This window comes from Fluctibacter corallii, assembly GCF_025751585.1.
Classification (GTDB): Bacteria; Pseudomonadota; Gammaproteobacteria; order Enterobacterales; family Alteromonadaceae; genus Fluctibacter_A; species Fluctibacter_A corallii.
Map to the genome: position 1 here is coordinate 270,859 of NZ_JAOWKX010000003.1, position 18,381 is coordinate 289,239.

15 protein-coding genes are annotated in these 18,381 nt (G+C 46.3%); 14 read left to right on the top strand and 1 reads right to left on the bottom strand.

Features of this window, described 5'->3' with window-relative positions:
• Positions 1–50 precede the first annotated feature (50 nt).
• From OE749_RS07405 to OE749_RS07435, 7 genes are all read left to right on the top strand, one after another.
• Complete coding sequence (locus OE749_RS07405; RefSeq protein ID WP_263711797.1) at positions 51–1,634, top strand: tryptophan halogenase family protein; 1,584 nt, start codon at positions 51–53, stop codon at positions 1,632–1,634.
• A 13-nt stretch (positions 1,635–1,647) separates the two neighbouring features.
• On the top strand, positions 1,648–2,391 hold the full coding sequence (locus tag OE749_RS07410) for a SapC family protein (protein WP_263711799.1): 744 nt from the start codon (positions 1,648–1,650) through the stop codon (positions 2,389–2,391).
• A 12-nt stretch (positions 2,392–2,403) separates the two neighbouring features.
• Positions 2,404–3,426, top strand: coding sequence for a cupin-like domain-containing protein (locus OE749_RS07415; RefSeq protein WP_263711801.1), 1,023 nt, complete (start codon positions 2,404–2,406; stop codon positions 3,424–3,426).
• A gap of 17 nt (positions 3,427–3,443) precedes the next feature.
• Positions 3,444–4,943, top strand: a complete 1,500-nt coding sequence (locus OE749_RS07420) for a tryptophan halogenase family protein (RefSeq protein WP_263711803.1) — start codon at positions 3,444–3,446, stop codon at positions 4,941–4,943.
• 120 nt (positions 4,944–5,063) lie between these two features.
• Entirely contained in the window at positions 5,064–6,956 is a 1,893-nt protein-coding gene (locus OE749_RS07425; RefSeq protein ID WP_263711804.1) for a sodium:solute symporter family protein, read from the top strand.
• Positions 6,949–8,859, top strand: a complete 1,911-nt coding sequence (locus OE749_RS07430) for a glycoside hydrolase family 3 protein (protein ID WP_263711805.1) — start codon at positions 6,949–6,951, stop codon at positions 8,857–8,859. Before OE749_RS07425 ends, OE749_RS07430 begins: the two co-directional genes overlap by 8 nt.
• A 20-nt stretch (positions 8,860–8,879) precedes the next feature.
• Positions 8,880–10,151 (top strand): sugar MFS transporter, encoded by a 1,272-nt coding sequence (locus OE749_RS07435; RefSeq protein WP_404828143.1) that lies wholly within the window; start codon positions 8,880–8,882, stop codon positions 10,149–10,151.
• Between the two features lie 33 nt (positions 10,152–10,184).
• On the opposite strand, the gene OE749_RS07440 is transcribed toward OE749_RS07435, so the two are convergent.
• Positions 10,185–10,658: a CreA family protein gene (locus tag OE749_RS07440; RefSeq protein ID WP_263711806.1), complete on the bottom strand. Its 474-nt coding sequence runs from the start codon at positions 10,656–10,658 to the stop codon at positions 10,185–10,187.
• 255 nt (positions 10,659–10,913) lie between these two features.
• Here OE749_RS07440 and OE749_RS07445 point away from each other — a divergent pair, with 255 nt between their 5' ends.
• From OE749_RS07445 to OE749_RS07475, 7 genes are all read left to right on the top strand, one after another.
• Positions 10,914–11,852, top strand: a complete 939-nt coding sequence (locus tag OE749_RS07445; protein WP_263711807.1) for a hypothetical protein — start codon at positions 10,914–10,916, stop codon at positions 11,850–11,852.
• Positions 11,853–11,929: 77 nt separating this feature from the next.
• Entirely contained in the window at positions 11,930–12,982 is a 1,053-nt protein-coding gene (locus OE749_RS07450; protein WP_263711808.1) for an aldo/keto reductase, read from the top strand.
• 479 nt (positions 12,983–13,461) lie between these two features.
• Positions 13,462–14,883, top strand: a complete 1,422-nt coding sequence (locus tag OE749_RS07455) for an MATE family efflux transporter (RefSeq protein WP_263711809.1) — start codon at positions 13,462–13,464, stop codon at positions 14,881–14,883.
• Positions 14,884–15,198: 315 nt separating this feature from the next.
• Positions 15,199–15,879, top strand: a complete 681-nt coding sequence (locus OE749_RS07460) for a type 1 glutamine amidotransferase domain-containing protein (protein WP_263711810.1) — start codon at positions 15,199–15,201, stop codon at positions 15,877–15,879.
• 68 nt (positions 15,880–15,947) lie between these two features.
• Positions 15,948–16,901 (top strand): YihY/virulence factor BrkB family protein, encoded by a 954-nt coding sequence (locus tag OE749_RS07465; protein ID WP_263711811.1) that lies wholly within the window; start codon positions 15,948–15,950, stop codon positions 16,899–16,901.
• Positions 16,902–17,003: 102 nt separating this feature from the next.
• Positions 17,004–17,162 carry a YqaE/Pmp3 family membrane protein gene (locus OE749_RS07470; protein WP_263711812.1) on the top strand — a complete coding sequence of 53 codons (159 nt, stop codon included), beginning with the start codon at positions 17,004–17,006 and terminating at the stop codon, positions 17,160–17,162.
• Positions 17,163–17,259: 97 nt separating this feature from the next.
• Entirely contained in the window at positions 17,260–18,372 is a 1,113-nt protein-coding gene (locus OE749_RS07475; RefSeq protein WP_263711813.1) for a DUF748 domain-containing protein, read from the top strand.
• The last annotated feature ends 9 nt before the right edge of the window (positions 18,373–18,381 follow it).

The window sequence follows — 18,381 nt, forward strand, 5'->3', positions numbered from 1 at the left end:
GGCAGCCTGTGTTATTGTTTCTGCAATAACGATGAACAGTTGTTAACTTTATGAGCGTCAAACCTGTAACTTCAGTGATCGTAGTGGGAGGCGGAGCCGCCGGATGGCTAACCGCTGGCCTGTTAGGGGCGATGTGTCAGCGTGATGAACGTCAGCTGTCGATTACAGTGGTTGAGTCTCCAGATGTAAAAACGATTGGTGTCGGTGAAGGAACCTGGCCAACCATGCGTCGTACATTGGCCACCATTGGGCTTGAAGAAGATGCATTTCTCAGCGCTTGTCACGCTACCTTCAAGCAAGGCTCTAAGTTTGTAGGATGGCAAAACAATGACGGTGCCGAAGCCTACTACCACCCTTTTACTGTTCCTGAAAAAGTAGGCCAAGCAGACTGGTTCAATGCATGGAAACACAATGGCAATACAACGTCTTTTGCTGAATATGCCTGTGCGCAAGTAGCGTTATGTGAACAAGGTAAAGCGCCAAAACAGCTCCAAACACCAGCTTATGCTGGGGTGCAAAACTATGCTTATCATCTAGACGCAAATGCCTTTGTAGAGATGTTGCGTTCGCACTGTACACAATCCCTCGGGGTGTCACATCTATCCGCCCATATCCACCACATACACACACACGAAAATGGGATTGCCGGATTAGACACGTCAGCAGGGGCATTGCAGGCAGACCTATACGTTGATTGCAGCGGAATGCAAAGCTTGCTGTTAGGCAAGGCTTTAGGGGTTGGGTGGCAATCTTTGAGCCACATTCTATTCAATAATCGCGCGCTAGCTGCACAGATACCAACGGCGCACGATAGACCCATCCCCACCTGCACCCATTCAACGGCGACAGACAATGGCTGGATTTGGGACATTCCCCTTACGATGCGACACGGCGTAGGTCATGTATACAGCGATGCGTTTACTACCAATAGCAGTGCAGAAGTCGCGCTTCGAGACTACATCGCCACGACGTTTTATGAAGGTGATCGAGACCATATTGATATGCGCACCTGTGATATTCGTCAATTGACCTTTGAGCCTGGGCATAGAAAGGTGTTTTGGGAAAAAAACTGTGTTGCGATTGGCATGTCGGCAGGGTTTATTGAGCCTCTTGAAGCCTCTGCGCTGGCCATGGTTGAGCTTTCTGCGAATATGCTGTGTGACAACTTCCCCGCTGATACAGCGTTAATGCCGATTATTGCGACAAAGTTCAATAGGCGATTTTTGTATCGTTGGGAGCGTATTGTTGATTTTTTAAAGTTACATTATGTGTTGTCCAAACGTACGTCAGATTATTGGCTAGCTCATCGAGACGCTCGCTCAATCCCTCAAACCCTGAGGGAACAGCTCATGATCTGGCAGCAGCAATCACCAAGCCATTATGATTTTGTTGACGTTGAAGAGGTATTTCCCTCTGCGAGTTATCAGTACATTTTATATGGTATGGGATTTGTCGCCTCAAAGTCCTTAAAGGGACACGCAATAAACAACATCGATACTGCGACGCGAGAGGCTATCGCGCTGCATCAACACATGCAATCTTTGATTGCGCGACAACTTTCGGGGTTGCCAGAACACAGGCAACTATTGAATCAGATGGTTGAGCGTTTTCAGCGCTCAGCATCGGCAGCATAAGGTTTTCTGAATTATGCCCAATCATGTACTCTTACACCCTGAACATCATCACGATGTACGTGTTATCACCCAATATTCTGACGCGCTAGGTGATGCACGCATGCAGGTGCCCGTGTTTCCTTTTGAGTTTCAGCATGCGCAGTCTTATTATCCGATTTTTTTCAAGCGCGACTCAGAGACGCGCGCCTTAACTGCTTCTGCGTTGTTGGGGTTTCAAGAGGGTGAAAACCTATTTTTACGAAATGGGAGCTGGCATGCAGAGTACGTTCCTTTGATGGTTGAACGGGAGCCGTTTTTAATTGGTTTTCAGCAACGTGCAGACGGACAAGCTAAACAAGCGGTTATTCACATTGATTTAGATAGTCCACGTATTAGTAGATCAGAGGGACAACCGCTGTTTCATGCTCATGGTGGAAGTACCGCGTTTTTAGATCGCGCAAGTGGCATTCTTAAAGCCATTCATGATGGGCAGGCGTCGAGCGAACAGTTCTTTAAGCAGATTGATGATATGGGGCTAACAGAGCCTTTCAATCTTGATATTACCCTCGAAAATGGCAGCAATATTCGACTAACAGGATTTGAAACCATTAATGAATCCGCATTTGCAGCACTTACCGATGAACAGGTGTTGGCACTGCATCGTTCAGGCGCGCTAAAGCTGATGCATTTGGTCAGCGCATCGCAGGAAAATATTCGTAAACTCGCTGCGTGGAAAAATCAGCAAGTGAGTACCGACGTACTCTCAGCCGCGTATTAGGGGGTTGTAAATATGCTTGGCGCTTGCTCGACATTACCTATCAATCCCCCATTGCCTTTTACGTTAAATGCGGTAAAAGACATCGCGTTTGATGATGTTGATTGGTGGCATACTACCGCAGAGCCGTTGGAGCCATGGGTGATACGCACTGGCTGCTCAGACTGGCCGCTGGTGGACGTGGCGGGCATTGAAGAGGTGATAGGGGTGATTAAGGGAGACATCAACACGCCAACGGTGGGAATTTTTCAAGGTCGGAATAATCATACAGGTCGTTATTTTTATGACGAAGATCTGACAGGTATGAACTTCACGCAACAACGTTGTCATATTGACGCATTTTGCGAAGCGCTGTTAAGGGCGTCGGAAGAAAAACAGTACCTGTATTCAGGTTCGTTACCCGTTGCGCAAACATTTCCTCGTTGGATGCAAGCGGTTCAGGCCAGCCGTGTTGGACAGCAATTTCAAGCTATCAAACCCTTGGTGAGTGCCTGGATTGGCAATCAAAGCCGTATTGCGGCCCATCAGGACGCAAAGCACAACGTAGTGTGCAATCTGGTGGGAACGCGCCGATTTGTGCTGTTTCCACCTAATCAACTGGAAAATCTATATTTAGGTCCTCTCGATGTGACACCCGCAGGGCAACCAATTAGCCTTGTCGATTTTCATGCGCCAGACTTTTCACGCTTTCCCCGCTTTAAATTGGCACTGGAACACGCGCAAGTCGTCGAGCTTCACCCTGGTGATTTGCTTATTCTTCCCGCGTTATGGTGGCACCACGTTGAGGGGTTGAGCGATATTAATGTGATGGTTAACCTTTGGTGGAATCACGAACCTGCTTATGCTGGTGCCCCCATGGATGCCTTATTACACAGTTTACTAAACATTCGCCATTTGCCCGCGTCGCAGCGTGAATACTGGCGGCAATGTTTTAATCACTACGTATTTAGTGGCCGTGAAGATAAGCATGTTCTGTCTTCATCGGGTTCAGAGGGGATATCGAACCTCCGAGCCTACCTAAAACGTCGATTAATGTAAGTTGATGAGTACGAATTATGAATGCACCACTTTCGAATAAACCCAGACGCGTCGTGATTGCGGGGGGCGGAACCGCCGGCTGGATGGCAGCGGCCGCGATGTCAAAGCTAATAAAAGACATTGATGTGGTACTCGTGGAGTCAGACGCAATCGGCACGATTGGTGTTGGCGAAGCGACGATTCCCACGCTACTGTATTTTCATCAATTGCTAGGCATCAATGAAGCCGAGTTTTTACAGGCTACCCAAGGCACCTTCAAACTAGGCATTCAATTTGAAAACTGGCGCGATAAAAATCAGCATTATATTCATGCCTTTGGGGTGACGGGACAAGATTGCTGGGCAGCTGGATTTCAACACTTTTGGGTGAAAGGACAACAACTAGGCATTGCGAATGATTTTGGTGACTATTGTTTAGAGCAAGTTGCAGCGTGCCATAATAAATTCGCGCATTTACCCAATAATGGCTTGAACTACGCGTATCACATTGATGCAACACGGTATGCCGCGTATTTGCGCAGCCTTAGTGAAGCCCACGGTGCTAAACGCATTGAAGGCAAAATTACACGCGTTAACCTCGATCCCAAAACCCATTTCATCCAAAATTTGGTATTAGACAATGGGCAATGTATTGAAGGCGATGTGTTTATTGATTGTACTGGCCAGCGCGCCTTGCTGATTGAGCAAACCTTGCATGCTGGGTTTGAAGATTGGTCACACTGGCTACCACAAGATAGTGCCATTGCCGTACAAACCCATTCAACGGAAGCGCCCAAACCATATACTCGCTCTATTGCTCATGAGTCAGGCTGGCAATGGCGTATTCCTTTGCAACATCGTATGGGTAACGGCATTGTATACTCCAGTCGGTATGAGTCTGATGCGAGTGCGGAAGAACGACTACTGAATTCTATTCAGGGCGATACGATCACATCGCCACGGAAAATAAAATTTCAAACAGGCACGCGCCGTAAGCATTGGCATAAAAACTGTGTGGCACTTGGATTGGCGAGTGGCTTTTTGGAGCCGCTAGAATCGACGAGCATTCATTTGATCCAGCAGGGAATTGTGCGCTTTCTGCGCTTGTTCCCAGCGAATGGCATTCTTCAAGCCGATATTGACGAGTTTAATCAGCAAACCCGTGACGACATTGCCAGTATCCGCGATTTTATTATTTTGCATTACGCCGTGACAGAACGCCGTGACAGTGACTTTTGGCGGCACTGTACCTCGATGGAGTTACCTGACTCCCTTGCCCATCGTATCGCGTTATTTGCACAAACCGGGCGGGTGTTTAGGAAGAACAATGAACTGTTTGATGACTCGTGGATGCAAGTCATGATTGGTCAGGGGCTAATACCGGCTGCCTATCATCCGATTGTAGACAACATGTCTGAAGATGAGCTAGACCGCTTTTTAACGCAAATTAAACATACCGAAGCTGACAAAGTTGCGCGTTTACCCAGCCATGCTCAATACCTCGACTATATGGCCAATCAAGTAAAGCGAGCAGGGTAGTCGAGTGAAGATCATGTTCCAGTGTCTATCACGAATTTCAACGCACCGCATGAAAGCGCTTTCACTTTTTGTAACCACGACCAAAGCACAGGCTTATGGAGTGAGTGTAGGGAGCCGCTAATGAAATTTGCATGGATAGATATCGCGGTTATTGCATTGTATTTTGTGGTCACTCTTGCCGTGGGCATGTGGGTGTCTAAAAAAGCGCAAGCGAATCTTCGTGCTTATTTTCTTGGTGGCAACACCATGCCTTGGTATTACTTGGGGCTGTCGAATGCATCAGGCATGTTTGATATCAGCGGCACCATGTGGCTGGTGTATTTATTGTTTATTTATGGCCTAAAAAGTCTATTTATTCCGTGGGTGTGGCCAACCTTCAATCAGATCTTTTTAATGGTATTTTTGTCGCTTTGGCTACGGCGTTCAGGTGTCATGACCGGCGCTCAGTGGATTTTATTTCGTTTTGGTGAATCGCGTGGCGCAACCCTTAGCCACATCATTGTTGTGGTGTTTGCGTTGTGCAGTGTGCTTGGGTTTCTGGCTTACGGATTTGTGGGCATTGGTAAATTTGCAGCTGTTTTTTTACCTTGGCAGTTACATCAAGACCCTCACACTAACGAGATGCTCTATGGTCTGATTTTGACAGGGCTGACGACGATATATGTTGTTAAAGGTGGCATGTTTAGCGTGGTTGTCACCGAAGTGATTCAGTTTATTGTGATGACGATTGCCTCCGTTGCCATTGGTGTGATTGCCATGCAGGCCGTGTCAGGTGAGATGATTCAAGCTGCAATGCCTGCTGGATGGGATTCGCTTTCACCTAGTTGGATAATCGAAATCGATTGGTCTCAACGCTTAGCCGAGGCGAATCGGCGTATCGAAACAGACGGCTACTCCATGTTTGGCATTTTTTTGATGTTGGTGTTGTTCAAAGGAATATTGGTGAGCCTAGCGGGACCTGCACCCAACTACGATATGCAGCGTATTTTGTCGGCGCGCTCACCTGCTGAGGCTGCGAAAATGAGTGGGTTTGTCAACGTGGTACTGATTTTCCCACGTTACATGATGATTGCCGGGTTAACCGTACTGGCAATGGTATTTTTTGTCGATGAACTTCAAAGCATGGGCGAACACGCTGATTTTGAACAAATATTACCCTTTGCTTTAGGCACGTTTCTACCAGCGGGTTTACTTGGCTTGGTGGTTGCGGGGTTGCTAGCGAGTTTCATGTCTACATTTGCTGCGACAACCAACGCAGCCCCCGCTTATCTAGTGAATGATATTTACAAGCGCTATATCAACTCAACCGCAAAAGACGCCCATTATGTGAAGGCGAGTGTACTGGTTTCGCTCTTGTTTGTGTGTTTGGGCACGGCGATTGGTTGGTTTGTTCCTTCACTCAATACCGTGATCTTGTGGTTAGTTTCTGCTTTGTGGGGTGGGTATACCGCTGCCAATGTATTTAAGTGGTATTGGTGGCGATTCAACGGTAATGGATATTTCGCCAGTATGCTCACCGGCATCGTATGTGCGATGCCAATGATGATGATTGATATAAATCCATTGTATGGGTTTCCCATTCTTTTTGCCTTATGTGTATTGGCTGGTGTGACGGTGAGTTTGCTGACCCCACCTGATGATATGGATGTTCTCACACAGTTTTACCAGCGAACCAAGCCGTGGGGCTGGTGGCAACCCGTCATCACTACCATTCAACACACCTCGCCTGGCTTTCGTCCCAACTCCGCATTCTATCGAGATATAGGGAATGTGTTTGTCGGTGTGGTTTGGCATACCGCCATGACAGCTGCGCCGATCTTTATGGTGATTAAACAATGGGATGCATTTGTCATAGCGATCACACTCGTCGTTTGCACCAGTGTTTGGTTAAACGTGTTTTGGTGGAATCCGCTAAAGCGCGAAGAAGAGGCAGACTCTACGGCAGCTTCCACAGCGTCGCTTGCCGCGCAAGGCGATTTATCAAGCAATCAGAAAAGGAACGTCCATGCTTAACATACCCTCTAAAATTAATGCATCGAAACGCTTAACAAACTTGCCGGTTCACTTTTCGATGAGTTATGCCTGTGTGTTGATTGCATGTTTACTCATCAGCATGAGTGGATGTGAGCGGTCAGGTTTTACCAGTATGAACGACACACCAACACAGGACGAGACCGTGCCAATGAATGAACAGCAAATCGATGAATTGATTTCTCGCATGACGCTGGCTGAAAAAGTAGGGCAAATGACACAGGCTGAGCGTAAGCGCATTTCGCCAGAAGAGGTTCGCACCTACTTTATTGGCTCTATTTTGAATGGTGGGGGCTCGGTGCCCAAGCAAAATCGCCCTCAAGATTGGCGTGAAATGATAGATGCGTACCAACACGCTGCATTGTCTACCCGTTTGGGTATACCAATTATTTACGGCACCGATGCAGTGCATGGGCACAGTAACGTCAAAAATGCCACTTTGTTCCCTCATAATATTGGCTTGGGGGCGATGCGCGATCCGGCGCTGATTGAAAAAATTGCAGAAGCGACCGCAAAAGAAGTCGCGGCAACGGGTGTGCATTGGAACTTTGCTCCCGCACTGTGCGTTGCAAGGGATATTCGCTGGGGGCGAACGTATGAGTGCTTTGCCGAAGATCCTGAAGTTGGGATGGCATATTCCGCGCCTTACGTAAGAGGCATGCAGGCGTCAGGGCTCGTGTTAGCCACCGCTAAACATTGGGTAGGCGATGGTGGAACAACCTACGGAACGGGTGATCATGAGTATGTAATGGATCGCGGTAATACACAGATTACAGAAGACGCGCTAAAACACATTCATATTGCCCCATATCTCGGTGCGCTTGAAGAGAGCGTGGGTTCTATCATGTTTTCATACAGCAGCTTTAACGGCGTAAAAATGCATGAGCACGCCTATCTGAACAATCACGTATTAAAGCAATCGCTTGGATTTGGCGGATTCGCTGTATCTGATTGGCAGGCCATCGAAGAAATTAACGCGGCAACCAATCGCGAGCGAATCGTTAAGGCGATTAACGCTGGGCTAGATATGGCTATGGAGCCAGAGCATTGGAAGGCATTCATTTCTGATTTGACAGCGGCAGTCGAGGCAAAGGAAATTCCTATGACGCGTATCGACGATGCCGTTAAACGGATTTTAATGCAAAAAATGCAGATTGGTTTGTTTGAAAAACCCTTGAGTGCAGACCGAGTAGCGGATTTTGAATCGGTGCTTGGACACGACGCACACCGCTCACTGGCACGAGAAGCGGTGCAGAAATCGGCAGTGCTGCTTAAAAATGAACACCTTTTACCTCTCTCCCCGTCACAGAAAATATTCGTGGCAGGCGAGCACGCAAACAACATTGGCTTGCAATCGGGTGGCTGGAGTGTGGAATGGCAAGGACAATCCGGCGACATCACCAAAGGCACGACTTTATTAGAAGGGATGCAGTCTTATTCGACTAATATCACCTTTTCTGAACATGGTGAGGGCGCTGAAGGGCACGATGTTGCTGTTGTGTTTGTTGGTGAACAACCCTATGCCGAGGGGTATGGAGATTATGGTGAATCGCCTTGCCAGTTTTGCCAGCCCTTAAGTCTTAGCCAGAGCCAAATTGCAACGATTGAGCGTATACAGCAAACCGGTACTCCTGTTGTGGTTGTGCTTATTTCTGGCCGTCCGTTGTTGATTTCCGAACATTTACCTGGTTGGCAAGGCTTGGTGGCCGCGTGGCTACCCGGTACGGAAGGTGCTGGTGTAGCCGACGTATTATTCGGGCATGTAGCCCCCACAGGACAACTTCCTGTTACCTGGCCTAAGAGCCTACAACAAATCACCTTAAAAGTGGGGGATGCACACTATCAACCACTATTTGAATATGGCTTTGGCCTGACGTATAACTAAAGAAATAGGACGCGACGTACATGCAAATTGAGCAATCTATGCACCCTTCTAGCAACACAGGAGGTCACGATTACCGCCTACCATTGGCGATTCTCACTTCGCTGTTTTTTATGTGGGGGTTTATTACCAGCCTGAATGACATTCTTATTCCCCATTTAAAGGCCGTGTTTTCCCTAAATTATTTTCAAGCGATGGCTGTAAATCTCGCCTTTTTTGGTGCCTATGCATTGGTGTCTTATCCTGCGGGTGCACTGGTAAAGCGCATTGGTTACCAAAATGGTATCGTGACAGGATTGGCCATTGCGGCAACAGGGTGCGTGATCTTCGCGTCAGCTGCAGACATTCAACGCTATGCCGTATTTTTAATTGCATTGTTTGTACTGGCATCAGGCATTACCGTACTTCAGGTGGCGGCGAATCCTTATGTGACTAAATTAGGCGAACCATCGACTGCATCAAGCCGATTGACCATGACGCAAGCATTTAATTCATTAGGTACAACCGTTGCACCTTCTTTTGGGGCAATATTGATATTGTCTGTCGCGGCGGTGTCGTCTGCCGAATTGGCATTGATGACTGACGTGGAGTTAGCACAATATAATATCGAGCGCGCTCAAGCCGTAAAGTTGCCTTACTACATGTTAGCGAGTGTACTCGCGATGCTGGCTGTTATATTTAAACTTATTCACCTTCCTACCATTGTTTCTGAGCTGACTGAAACCCGAGCCGACAACGACAGCATCTGGAAACATAAACACTTGGTATTGGGTGTTGTAGCAATCTTTGTTTACGTTGGCGCAGAAGTGGCGATCGGGAGCTTTTTGGTAAACTTTATTATGGATCCCGCTATTGGCAATATGGAAGAAGCAGAAGCGGCGCATTATGTGACGTGGTACTGGGGCGGGGCAATGGTAGGACGCTTTATCGGTGCGGCTGTTATGTTCAAAGTCGCGGCTAACCGGGTGCTGATTTTTAATAGCGTGGGAGCTACATGTGCGGTGATCTTTACTATCATGCTAGATGGGCAAGCAGCGATGATTTCGATTCTGATTGTGGGTTTGTTTAATTCTATTATGTTCCCCACCATTTTTAGTTTGGCGATTCAACGATTAGGCGCATTATCAAGCCAAGGTTCGGGGTTATTGTGTGTTGCCATTGTCGGTGGCGCACTTATTCCGCTCATTCAAGGCGCGCTGGCCGATCAAATCGGTATTCAAATGGCCTTTTTTATCCCTGCTTTGTGTTATCTATATATCGCTTGGTACGGCGCAAAAGGGCACCGTCCAGCATAGTATTGTGTGGCAGTCTCATTAGGCTAGCCTATCTTAGTTCTTGCCAGTGTGCGTTGAGTACGCTGGCGTTCCCCATAGCGGCACAGTTGACAGGCTATGTTTGAAACTGCCAGATGTTTCTTTAGTGGAATAGGACAAGTAAATTAATGTTTGGTTTTCCTGATCAAAGATACGTCTGACTTTCATAGATTTGAAAAAAACGCTTTTTGATTTGGTGAATACCGTTTCGCCTGCATCTGATGTATCAATGTTCGCGAGCATTTCTGGGGTAATAGGCCCCGTTTGACGACAGGCAATAGAACTGTCAGAAGGGTCGGATAAACTTAAATCAGCTTCAATACTTGCTACATGACAAGTCACGCCAGTGACCACGGGATCGATCAGCGAGTTAATTTTGATGTCTTTGGTGGTAAATAACCCCAGCGATACATCGCCTACTTCATTGCTGTCGCATCCTGAAAGTGTTAATGCGCCCAGTAAAACTAATGCTGTTGATTGAATTTTCATGTAAGCCACGTCTTCGGAGTCCTATAACCGATTGATTTTATGAAGTGAGTATGAGGGCGGAATCCAAGATACGCAATACATACACACAACATAGAGCATTCCAATCGCTTATCGAACTTTTTCAGTATTTGTAAAAACAACGTACGACACTACACTTATTGCATCAATTCGTTCCCGCTCAACAAATAGTAAAAACGGGGCTTAGAGAGTGCGCGATTGCGAAACGTTGTGAGTACTAACCAGATAAACGATAAGATGAAAGGAATATCCACGCGAAGCAAGCGATGGCGGCTAATTGCGTTTATTTTTCTGTATTCAACTTACGCACACGCCAGCGTTAACTCTGCTACAAAGCATCCAGATATCATTCAGCCTAATCCTATGCCTAAAACCATTGTGAGAATTGCGCCTCCGGGGACGCCAAATTTGACCCATGAGTATTTTCAAACACTGTTAGAAATGGCACTTCGAAATACGGTTGATGAATTTGGTGAGTTTGAAATCCACCATGCGGCAACGCATTATTTGCAGTCTGAGGCGGCTAACTACCTCAGGCGAGGTAAAGAGGTCGATGTTATTTGGGTCATGACATCACAAAAGCAAGAGGCGCAACTCGCCCCGATTCGAATTCCTCTGTTCAAAGGGTTGTTGGGTTACCGCGTACCGGTTGTACAATCGAAGAACCATGATATTTTTGCGCATGTCTCTGGCTTTGCCGAATTGATGTCGTTTACTGCGGGGCAGGGCATAGATTGGCCTGACACAGAAATTATGGCTTACAATGGCCTGACTGTTGTAGGTATTAGTCATTATGCGGACATCTATACTTTACTAGTTAATGGCAAAATTGACTATTATCCGAGAGGAATTATCGAAGTCTGGAAAGAGCTTGAATCAGTTGCACCTGAAGGTGTCACCGTCGACCCATACATTTTGTTACAGTATCGCGCGCCTCTGTATTTTTTCGTTCACCCAGACAACCACGTTCTCATAGAACGTCTTACCAAAGGCTTATTATTAGCCATTGAGCGTGGCGAGTTTGATGAATGGTTTTACGCATTTTTCCGCGTTGACGATATTCTCAACCGTTTGAATATAGCAAATCGTAAAATCATTCTGATTGAAAATCCTCAATTAACCCCAATGACTCCTACAGATGAAAAATTTTGGCTCGATCCTGATAATTACGATTAACGTACAGTGATAATGATGAGCATATTCAATGCGTGGTTTTTCAATCATCGCGCACTATTTTCAGTAAGGAATTAACAATGGAATATAACCCGCTAGGTAGCAGCGGCCTCAAGGTGTCTCGTGTGTGTTTAGGCAGCATGACGTGGGGAACACAAAATAATCAGCGCGAAGCAAATGAACAAATCGAATATGCGATTTCTCAAGGCGTGAATTTTATTGATACGGCTGAGATGTACTCTATTCCGCCCGACGCAGAATCATATGGTAAAACCGAGACAATCATTGGAAACTGGTTGGCAGAGAATGTGGCGCAGCGAGAGCAGTTGGTGTTGGCAACTAAAATTGCAGGCCCTGGCCTTGATTATATTCGTGGAGGAGAAAAAATCACCGCAGAGGGCGTAAAGCAGGCGGTTGATGCCTCACTTAAACGTCTACAAACGGACTATATCGATGTATATCAGCTGCACTGGCCAAATCGCACCACGCCGCATTTTGGTAAACATGCAGTCGGCCATGTAACTTTTTCTGATGCGTCGTCAGAGCAAGAAGTGGAAGGCATGTTGGATATTCTTAATGGGTTAGATGCGTGCATTAAAGCCGGAAAAATTCGTCACTGGGGTTTGTCAGATGATACCCCTTGGGGCATTAGTCAGTATTTACGATTGGCTGAAAAGCACAGTTTGCCAAAGATGGTATCTATTCAAAATGAATTTAGTTTAGTGCATACCAAAGACTGGCCATACTTGATAGAGCAATGTATTCACGATGATATTGCATACTTGCCGTGGTCTCCGTTGGCGGGTGGCATGCTCAGTGGAAAGTACCTCAAAGGCGCACGCCCTGCGGGCAGTCGTTGGACAATGAGTCAAAGAATGGGATTATTCCGCAACACGCCACAATCTGAAGCCGCGACGACGGCGTATGTTAAATTAGCCAGTAAAAATCATATGAGTGCCGCTCAACTTGCTTTAGCGTGGTGTAATCAGGTAGATGGTGTGACGTCTACCATTATTGGCGCGACATCCATGGCGCAATTGAAAGAAAACATTACGGCGTTTGAAAGCCCGCTAAGTGAAGATGTGCTGCAAGACGTTCAAGGAATACTCGCGACTTATCCTGTTCCTTACTAACCTTAGTGTCCGGCATGGTATGCCGGACTGTGTTTCAAACGCCTTTTATCGTTATTTCATAGCAATCATGCTTCAACAAAAGCATTGTGATTGAGAATGATGATATCCACACTTTTTTGTTGACTTTTTAATCGGCTTCTAGCATGCTCAAACCATAACGTTAACTGGAGCAGATCAATGAACAAGTCAATCCTCTGTATCACCTCTGATATTGTCTGCTGTCAGCCAGTTGCGTTTATGTCTAAGCATCTCACTAAGTAAAACTAGCTTTAAACGCACAATGTGTTCAGCAGACTGAGTCGGGTCTGAGGGATTTCGTGTACGTCTCTTTTTTCCTGACATTGTCAGCGGAACGCTATCTCATTTAATCGTTTTCAATTTTATCCCAAGATCAATGGGCCTTACTGATAACGCGATCACTCGCTCTGGTTGTTGATTCGGGGAAAACGATGCATTTTATGGACGAAGAGGAAAAGGTTATGACGCAAGCTCATACCAAAAAACGGCAATTTTTTACATTGTTCAAACAAGCCCTAAAAGGGGATGCAAAACACGATTTTACCCAAGGTTCAATCGGCATTGCCGCGTTTTTATTGGCCGTACCTATGGTACTGGAAATGGCGATGGAATCGGTTTTTGCCATCGTAGATATCTTTTTTGTTGCTTCATTGGGATTTGAAGCGGTCGCGGTTGTTGGACTCACTGAAGCGGTGCTCACCATTTTATATGCTATCGCTATTGGCTTGAGTATGGGAGTGACGGCACTTGTGTCTCGACGCATTGGCGAAAAAGACATTGAGGGCGCAAATCGCGTTGCGGCAGCTGCGCTGTGGGTGGGCTTTTCAGCGGCCTTCGGAATCGCTTTACTAGGTTGGTTTTATGCAGAAGATATTCTTTCGTTAATGGGAGCAACTGAGTCGGTTAAAGCGTTAGGTGTCGACTACACCACGATTATGATGTGCGGCTCTATCAGTATTTTATACCTGTTTATTATCAATGCTATCTTTCGTGGGGCTGGCGATCCTGCTATCGCAATGCGCTCCTTATGGCTTGCCAATGGGATTAATATTGTACTCGACCCTATTTTGATTTTCGGGATCGGGCCTTTCCCAGAGATGGGCGTGACGGGCGCAGCGGTGGCTACCACCATTGGACGAGGCGTAGGTGTGCTCTACCAACTTTATCACTTGCGTGGTGAGCTAAGTGGTGGAGCAACTCGGATTGCCCTGCGTATGACGCATCTTGTTCCTAAATGGAATGACATTCATGCACTTTTGAAGGTCTCTGCGGGCGGAATAATGCAATTCCTCATTGCGACGGCCAGTTGGGTATTGCTGGTGCGAATTGTCTCTCAATTCGGCAGTGCCGCGGTGGCGGGCTATACCATAGCGATTCGGGTGATTATGTTTACTATTTTGCCCGCTTGGGGGTTAAGTAATGCAGCAGCAACGTTGGTAGGTCAAAACCTTGGTGCGGGGCAACCTGAACGCGCCGAAAAATCAGTGTGGCGTGTTGCATGGTATAACGTGTATTTTTTGGTTGGCGTAGCGATTATCTTTATTGTGTTCGCGCCTAATATCATTGGCCTGTTTACCGATGACAAAGAGGTGGCCATGTATGGCATTTCTTGTTTGCGGTTTATTAGCTATGGATATGGATTTTATGGATTGGGCATGATCATTGTGCAGGCGTTTAACGGCGCTGGCGATACGATGACGCCCACCAAAATAAACTTCTTTTGTTACTGGGTACTGCAAATACCGCTGGCGTATACGCTAGCAAATGTGTTCGCTTTTGGGCCCGATGGTGTATTTTTGGCGATTACGTTAGCCGAATCTTTGTTGGCCGTGGTAGGCATCATCCTTTTTAGGCGTGGTGGCTGGAAGACCAAGATGATTTAACGTGGTGTTAGCCAGTCAAATGATGCCTGAAAGATGGAGCATGCAATTTGTGACATCCATGCACGGAGGCAAATAACGTAAACAGGAGACAATTTGTCTCCTGTTTTTTTAAGGGTATTCATCTATCATAAGCAAGGCCTATACGCGTCTTCGCGTGTTTTATTGCACGGCTGACTGCCACACTTAATCCTTTTCAAAATTAAGATTCTTTAGATACTGGGTGATCTAACCGTCGGGGGTTGCGGTACCAATTGATTCTAAGTGAATCAGCTTTCTTTTTAGAACAAACGAAAGACCAACCCGAAGGAGCGTTATATGAATATTTTAATGGTACTCACTTCCCACGAAGAATTAGGCGATACGGGAGAAAAAACGGGATTCTGGCTTGAAGAATTTGCTGCACCCTATTATCGGCTGCTCGATGCTGGCGCAAATATCACATTGGTGTCAGTAAAAGGTGGTCAGCCGCCTTTAGATCCAAAAAGTGATAGCGATGATGCGCAAACTGACGATACGCAACGCTTTAAAAATGACGAGTCAGCTCAAGCTCACCTTGCAAATACAGCGACTCTGTCCAGTGTGAGCGCTGATGAATTTGACGCTGTGTTTTATCCTGGCGGTCATGGTCCGCTATGGGATTTGACCAACAATGCAGATTCCATTGCGCTGATTGAGTCTTTCATCGCAGCCAATAAGCCTGTTGCAAGTGTCTGCCATGCGCCAGTCGTGTTACTAAATGCGACCGCACCCAATGGTGACGCATTAGTGAAAGGCAAGCAGGTAACGGGCTTTAGTAATTCAGAAGAGGAAGGTGTTGGGTTAACCGACGTAGTGCCTTTTTTGCTTGAGGATGCGCTCAAAGCAAAAGGAGGGCAATATCAGAAAAGTGATGATTGGCAAAGTTATGTGTTAGAAGATGGACTGATTATTACAGGGCAAAACCCAGCGTCATCTGCAGCAGCGGCAGAGGCGCTGTTAGAAAAGCTCAATAAATAGCGTCATTACGCCATCAGCGCTAAGCTCATGTTACGTAGATTATTTTCGTGCTTTATTAACAGAACTGAATGAAAACAGATAGCAGTTACCCTCGTGTTCGCTCACCTTTGGGGTTTTCCTTAGGTGAGTGGAAATCCATTGCTGTTCACTTGTTTAAACAGATTGGAAGCGACAATCTAACCTTGATATCCGCGGGGGTCGCGTTTTACTTCTTACTGGCTATTTTTCCGATGATGGCGGCACTGGTGTCAGTGTATGGGCTGTTTGTAGATCCGCAGCAATTGTCTGATCAACTAACAAAGTTGGCTTTTGTGTTACCTCAAGAAAGTCGAGAAATACTGTTTACCCATTTGACCAAAATTGTGTCTGAGCCGCAATCTACGTTGTCAATTGGCGTGGTAATCAGTTTAGGTTTCTCGTTGTGGAGTGCGAGCAAAGGGGCGCAAGCGTTGGTTACCGCATGCAATATCACTTATAAAGAAAGCGAAAAGCGTGTGTTGTGGAAGGCGCTGATCGTCAGAATGGTACTCACTGGTGCTGCAGTCATGTTAATGGTTGCATCACTATTACTCATTGCTGTTGTGCCTGTCGTATTTAGCTTGGTTGGGTTGTCAGACACCTTTGAGCAAGTGGTACCCGTAGTGTCGTGGGGACTGCTCGCCTTGTGTTTTAACTTTGCGCTGGCTGCGCTTTATCGTTATGCCCCTCATCGCACCTCTCCTAAATGGCGTTGGGTCAGTTTTGGCTCGTTGTTAGCTACATTGTTATGGGGAATTGCCTCATACGGATTCAGTATCTATGTTAAAGACTTTGCGCAATACAACGAAACGTACGGCTCACTCGGAGGCGTAATTATCTTATTGATGTGGCTTTATTTTACTGCGCTGATTATTCTGCTAGGTGCTGAGTGCAACAGTGTCATTGAACACCATACAGTGTCTGACAGTACACAAGGTAACACGAAACCTGTTGGAGAACGTGGCGCGGTTGTCGCAGACACATTACCCTCTGATAAGTCTTGATTTTTCCTCGTTTAAATCGTTTGGAACACAATTTGCTTTATCACAAGTGACAGACTACACCTTGGTAAGGTAGTCCTAAACTGAAACGACATGGAGATAATGATGGATTTGATCAGGATTTTATTTGCTATTTTGCTTCCCCCTCTGGGTGTGTTTCTACAAGTGGGTATAGGCGGGGCTTTTTGGCTAAACATTTTACTTACCTTGTTGGGGTACATTCCCGGAATTGTTCATGCTGTCTGGATTATTGCTAAGCGCTAAATATACGCCTGTTTGAACTGTCGGGTGCTGGTGGGTAGTTTTTACCTGAAGCACCTGAAAGTTCTTCAGGCTGAGTAATATACCCATGGAGGCGTGAATGCACCGCTCTTTGTTTATCACATGCTATGTTGTCATTGCACTGCTGTTTTGCCTTTTAATAATGCGGGTCATCGCGCCTTACGCGATTAAAAGCTATGTTAATCAAACTATCGAAAGTACCCCTGATTTAGAAGGGCAAATTGACGATGTCTCGCTTAGCCTATTAACCGGCTCTTATACGATTGAAAATATCGCGTTATACAGTGTATACAAAGAGCACAGCCAGCCATTATTAAAAGTTGAATCGTTAGATTTTTCTCTCCTATGGTCTGGGCTGGTAGAAGGTGTTGTGGTGGCGAAGATGCAATTTGTCTCGCCTGAGATCTATCTTTTAGATCAACCCGCGTCTGAGGTGGTTAAAAGTGATGCGATTCAAGATGAAGATACGTGGATAGATCTGGCCAATCAGTTAGTCCCAATTTCAATTGATGAATTAGCCATTGAAAATGGGCGTTTCATTTTTGATGTGAAGAATAGTGAAGACACAGCACGTTTCTTCATTGATAGTGTATCGGGAAAGGTTAGAAATATTGTAAACCGACCATTCAAAACTGACGACCGATTTGCGCAAATTACCTTCAACGGACAGGTGATGGGAAGCGCAGAAATTCGCGCTAGTGGCCAATTTCAGCCCCTCGCCAACAAGCCGACGTTTGATGTTGATGTAAAAATGGAAAAGTTGCCCATCAAGCACCTTGATTCATTGATTAAGTATTATACGCCTGTTGACGTTGAAGCTGGTCAGGTTGATATGGCGCTAGAAGCCGTGGCAGAAGATGGGCAGGTAAAGGGCTATGTAAAGGCTGGTGTGCACAACATTGATATCTTTAAGTGGAGGGAAGACGTTGAGAAAGATAACGACGACCCACTAACATTGTTTGTTGATGCGCTAATTGGTGGGTTATCGTCTTTATTAGAGAATGACAAAAGTGACCTGTTAGCTACTCGGATTCCGCTGGAAGGGCAAGTGGGAGATGTCGACACCCCGGTATTTCCTGCCATTGTGGCACTGCTCAAAAACGCCTTTGTCAAAGCGCTTGATATGAATGTTGAAGATATTATTTCTATAGAAAGTGACAGTGGTACTCATGAGCAAGACGAGCGGGCATAGTGCCCGCTC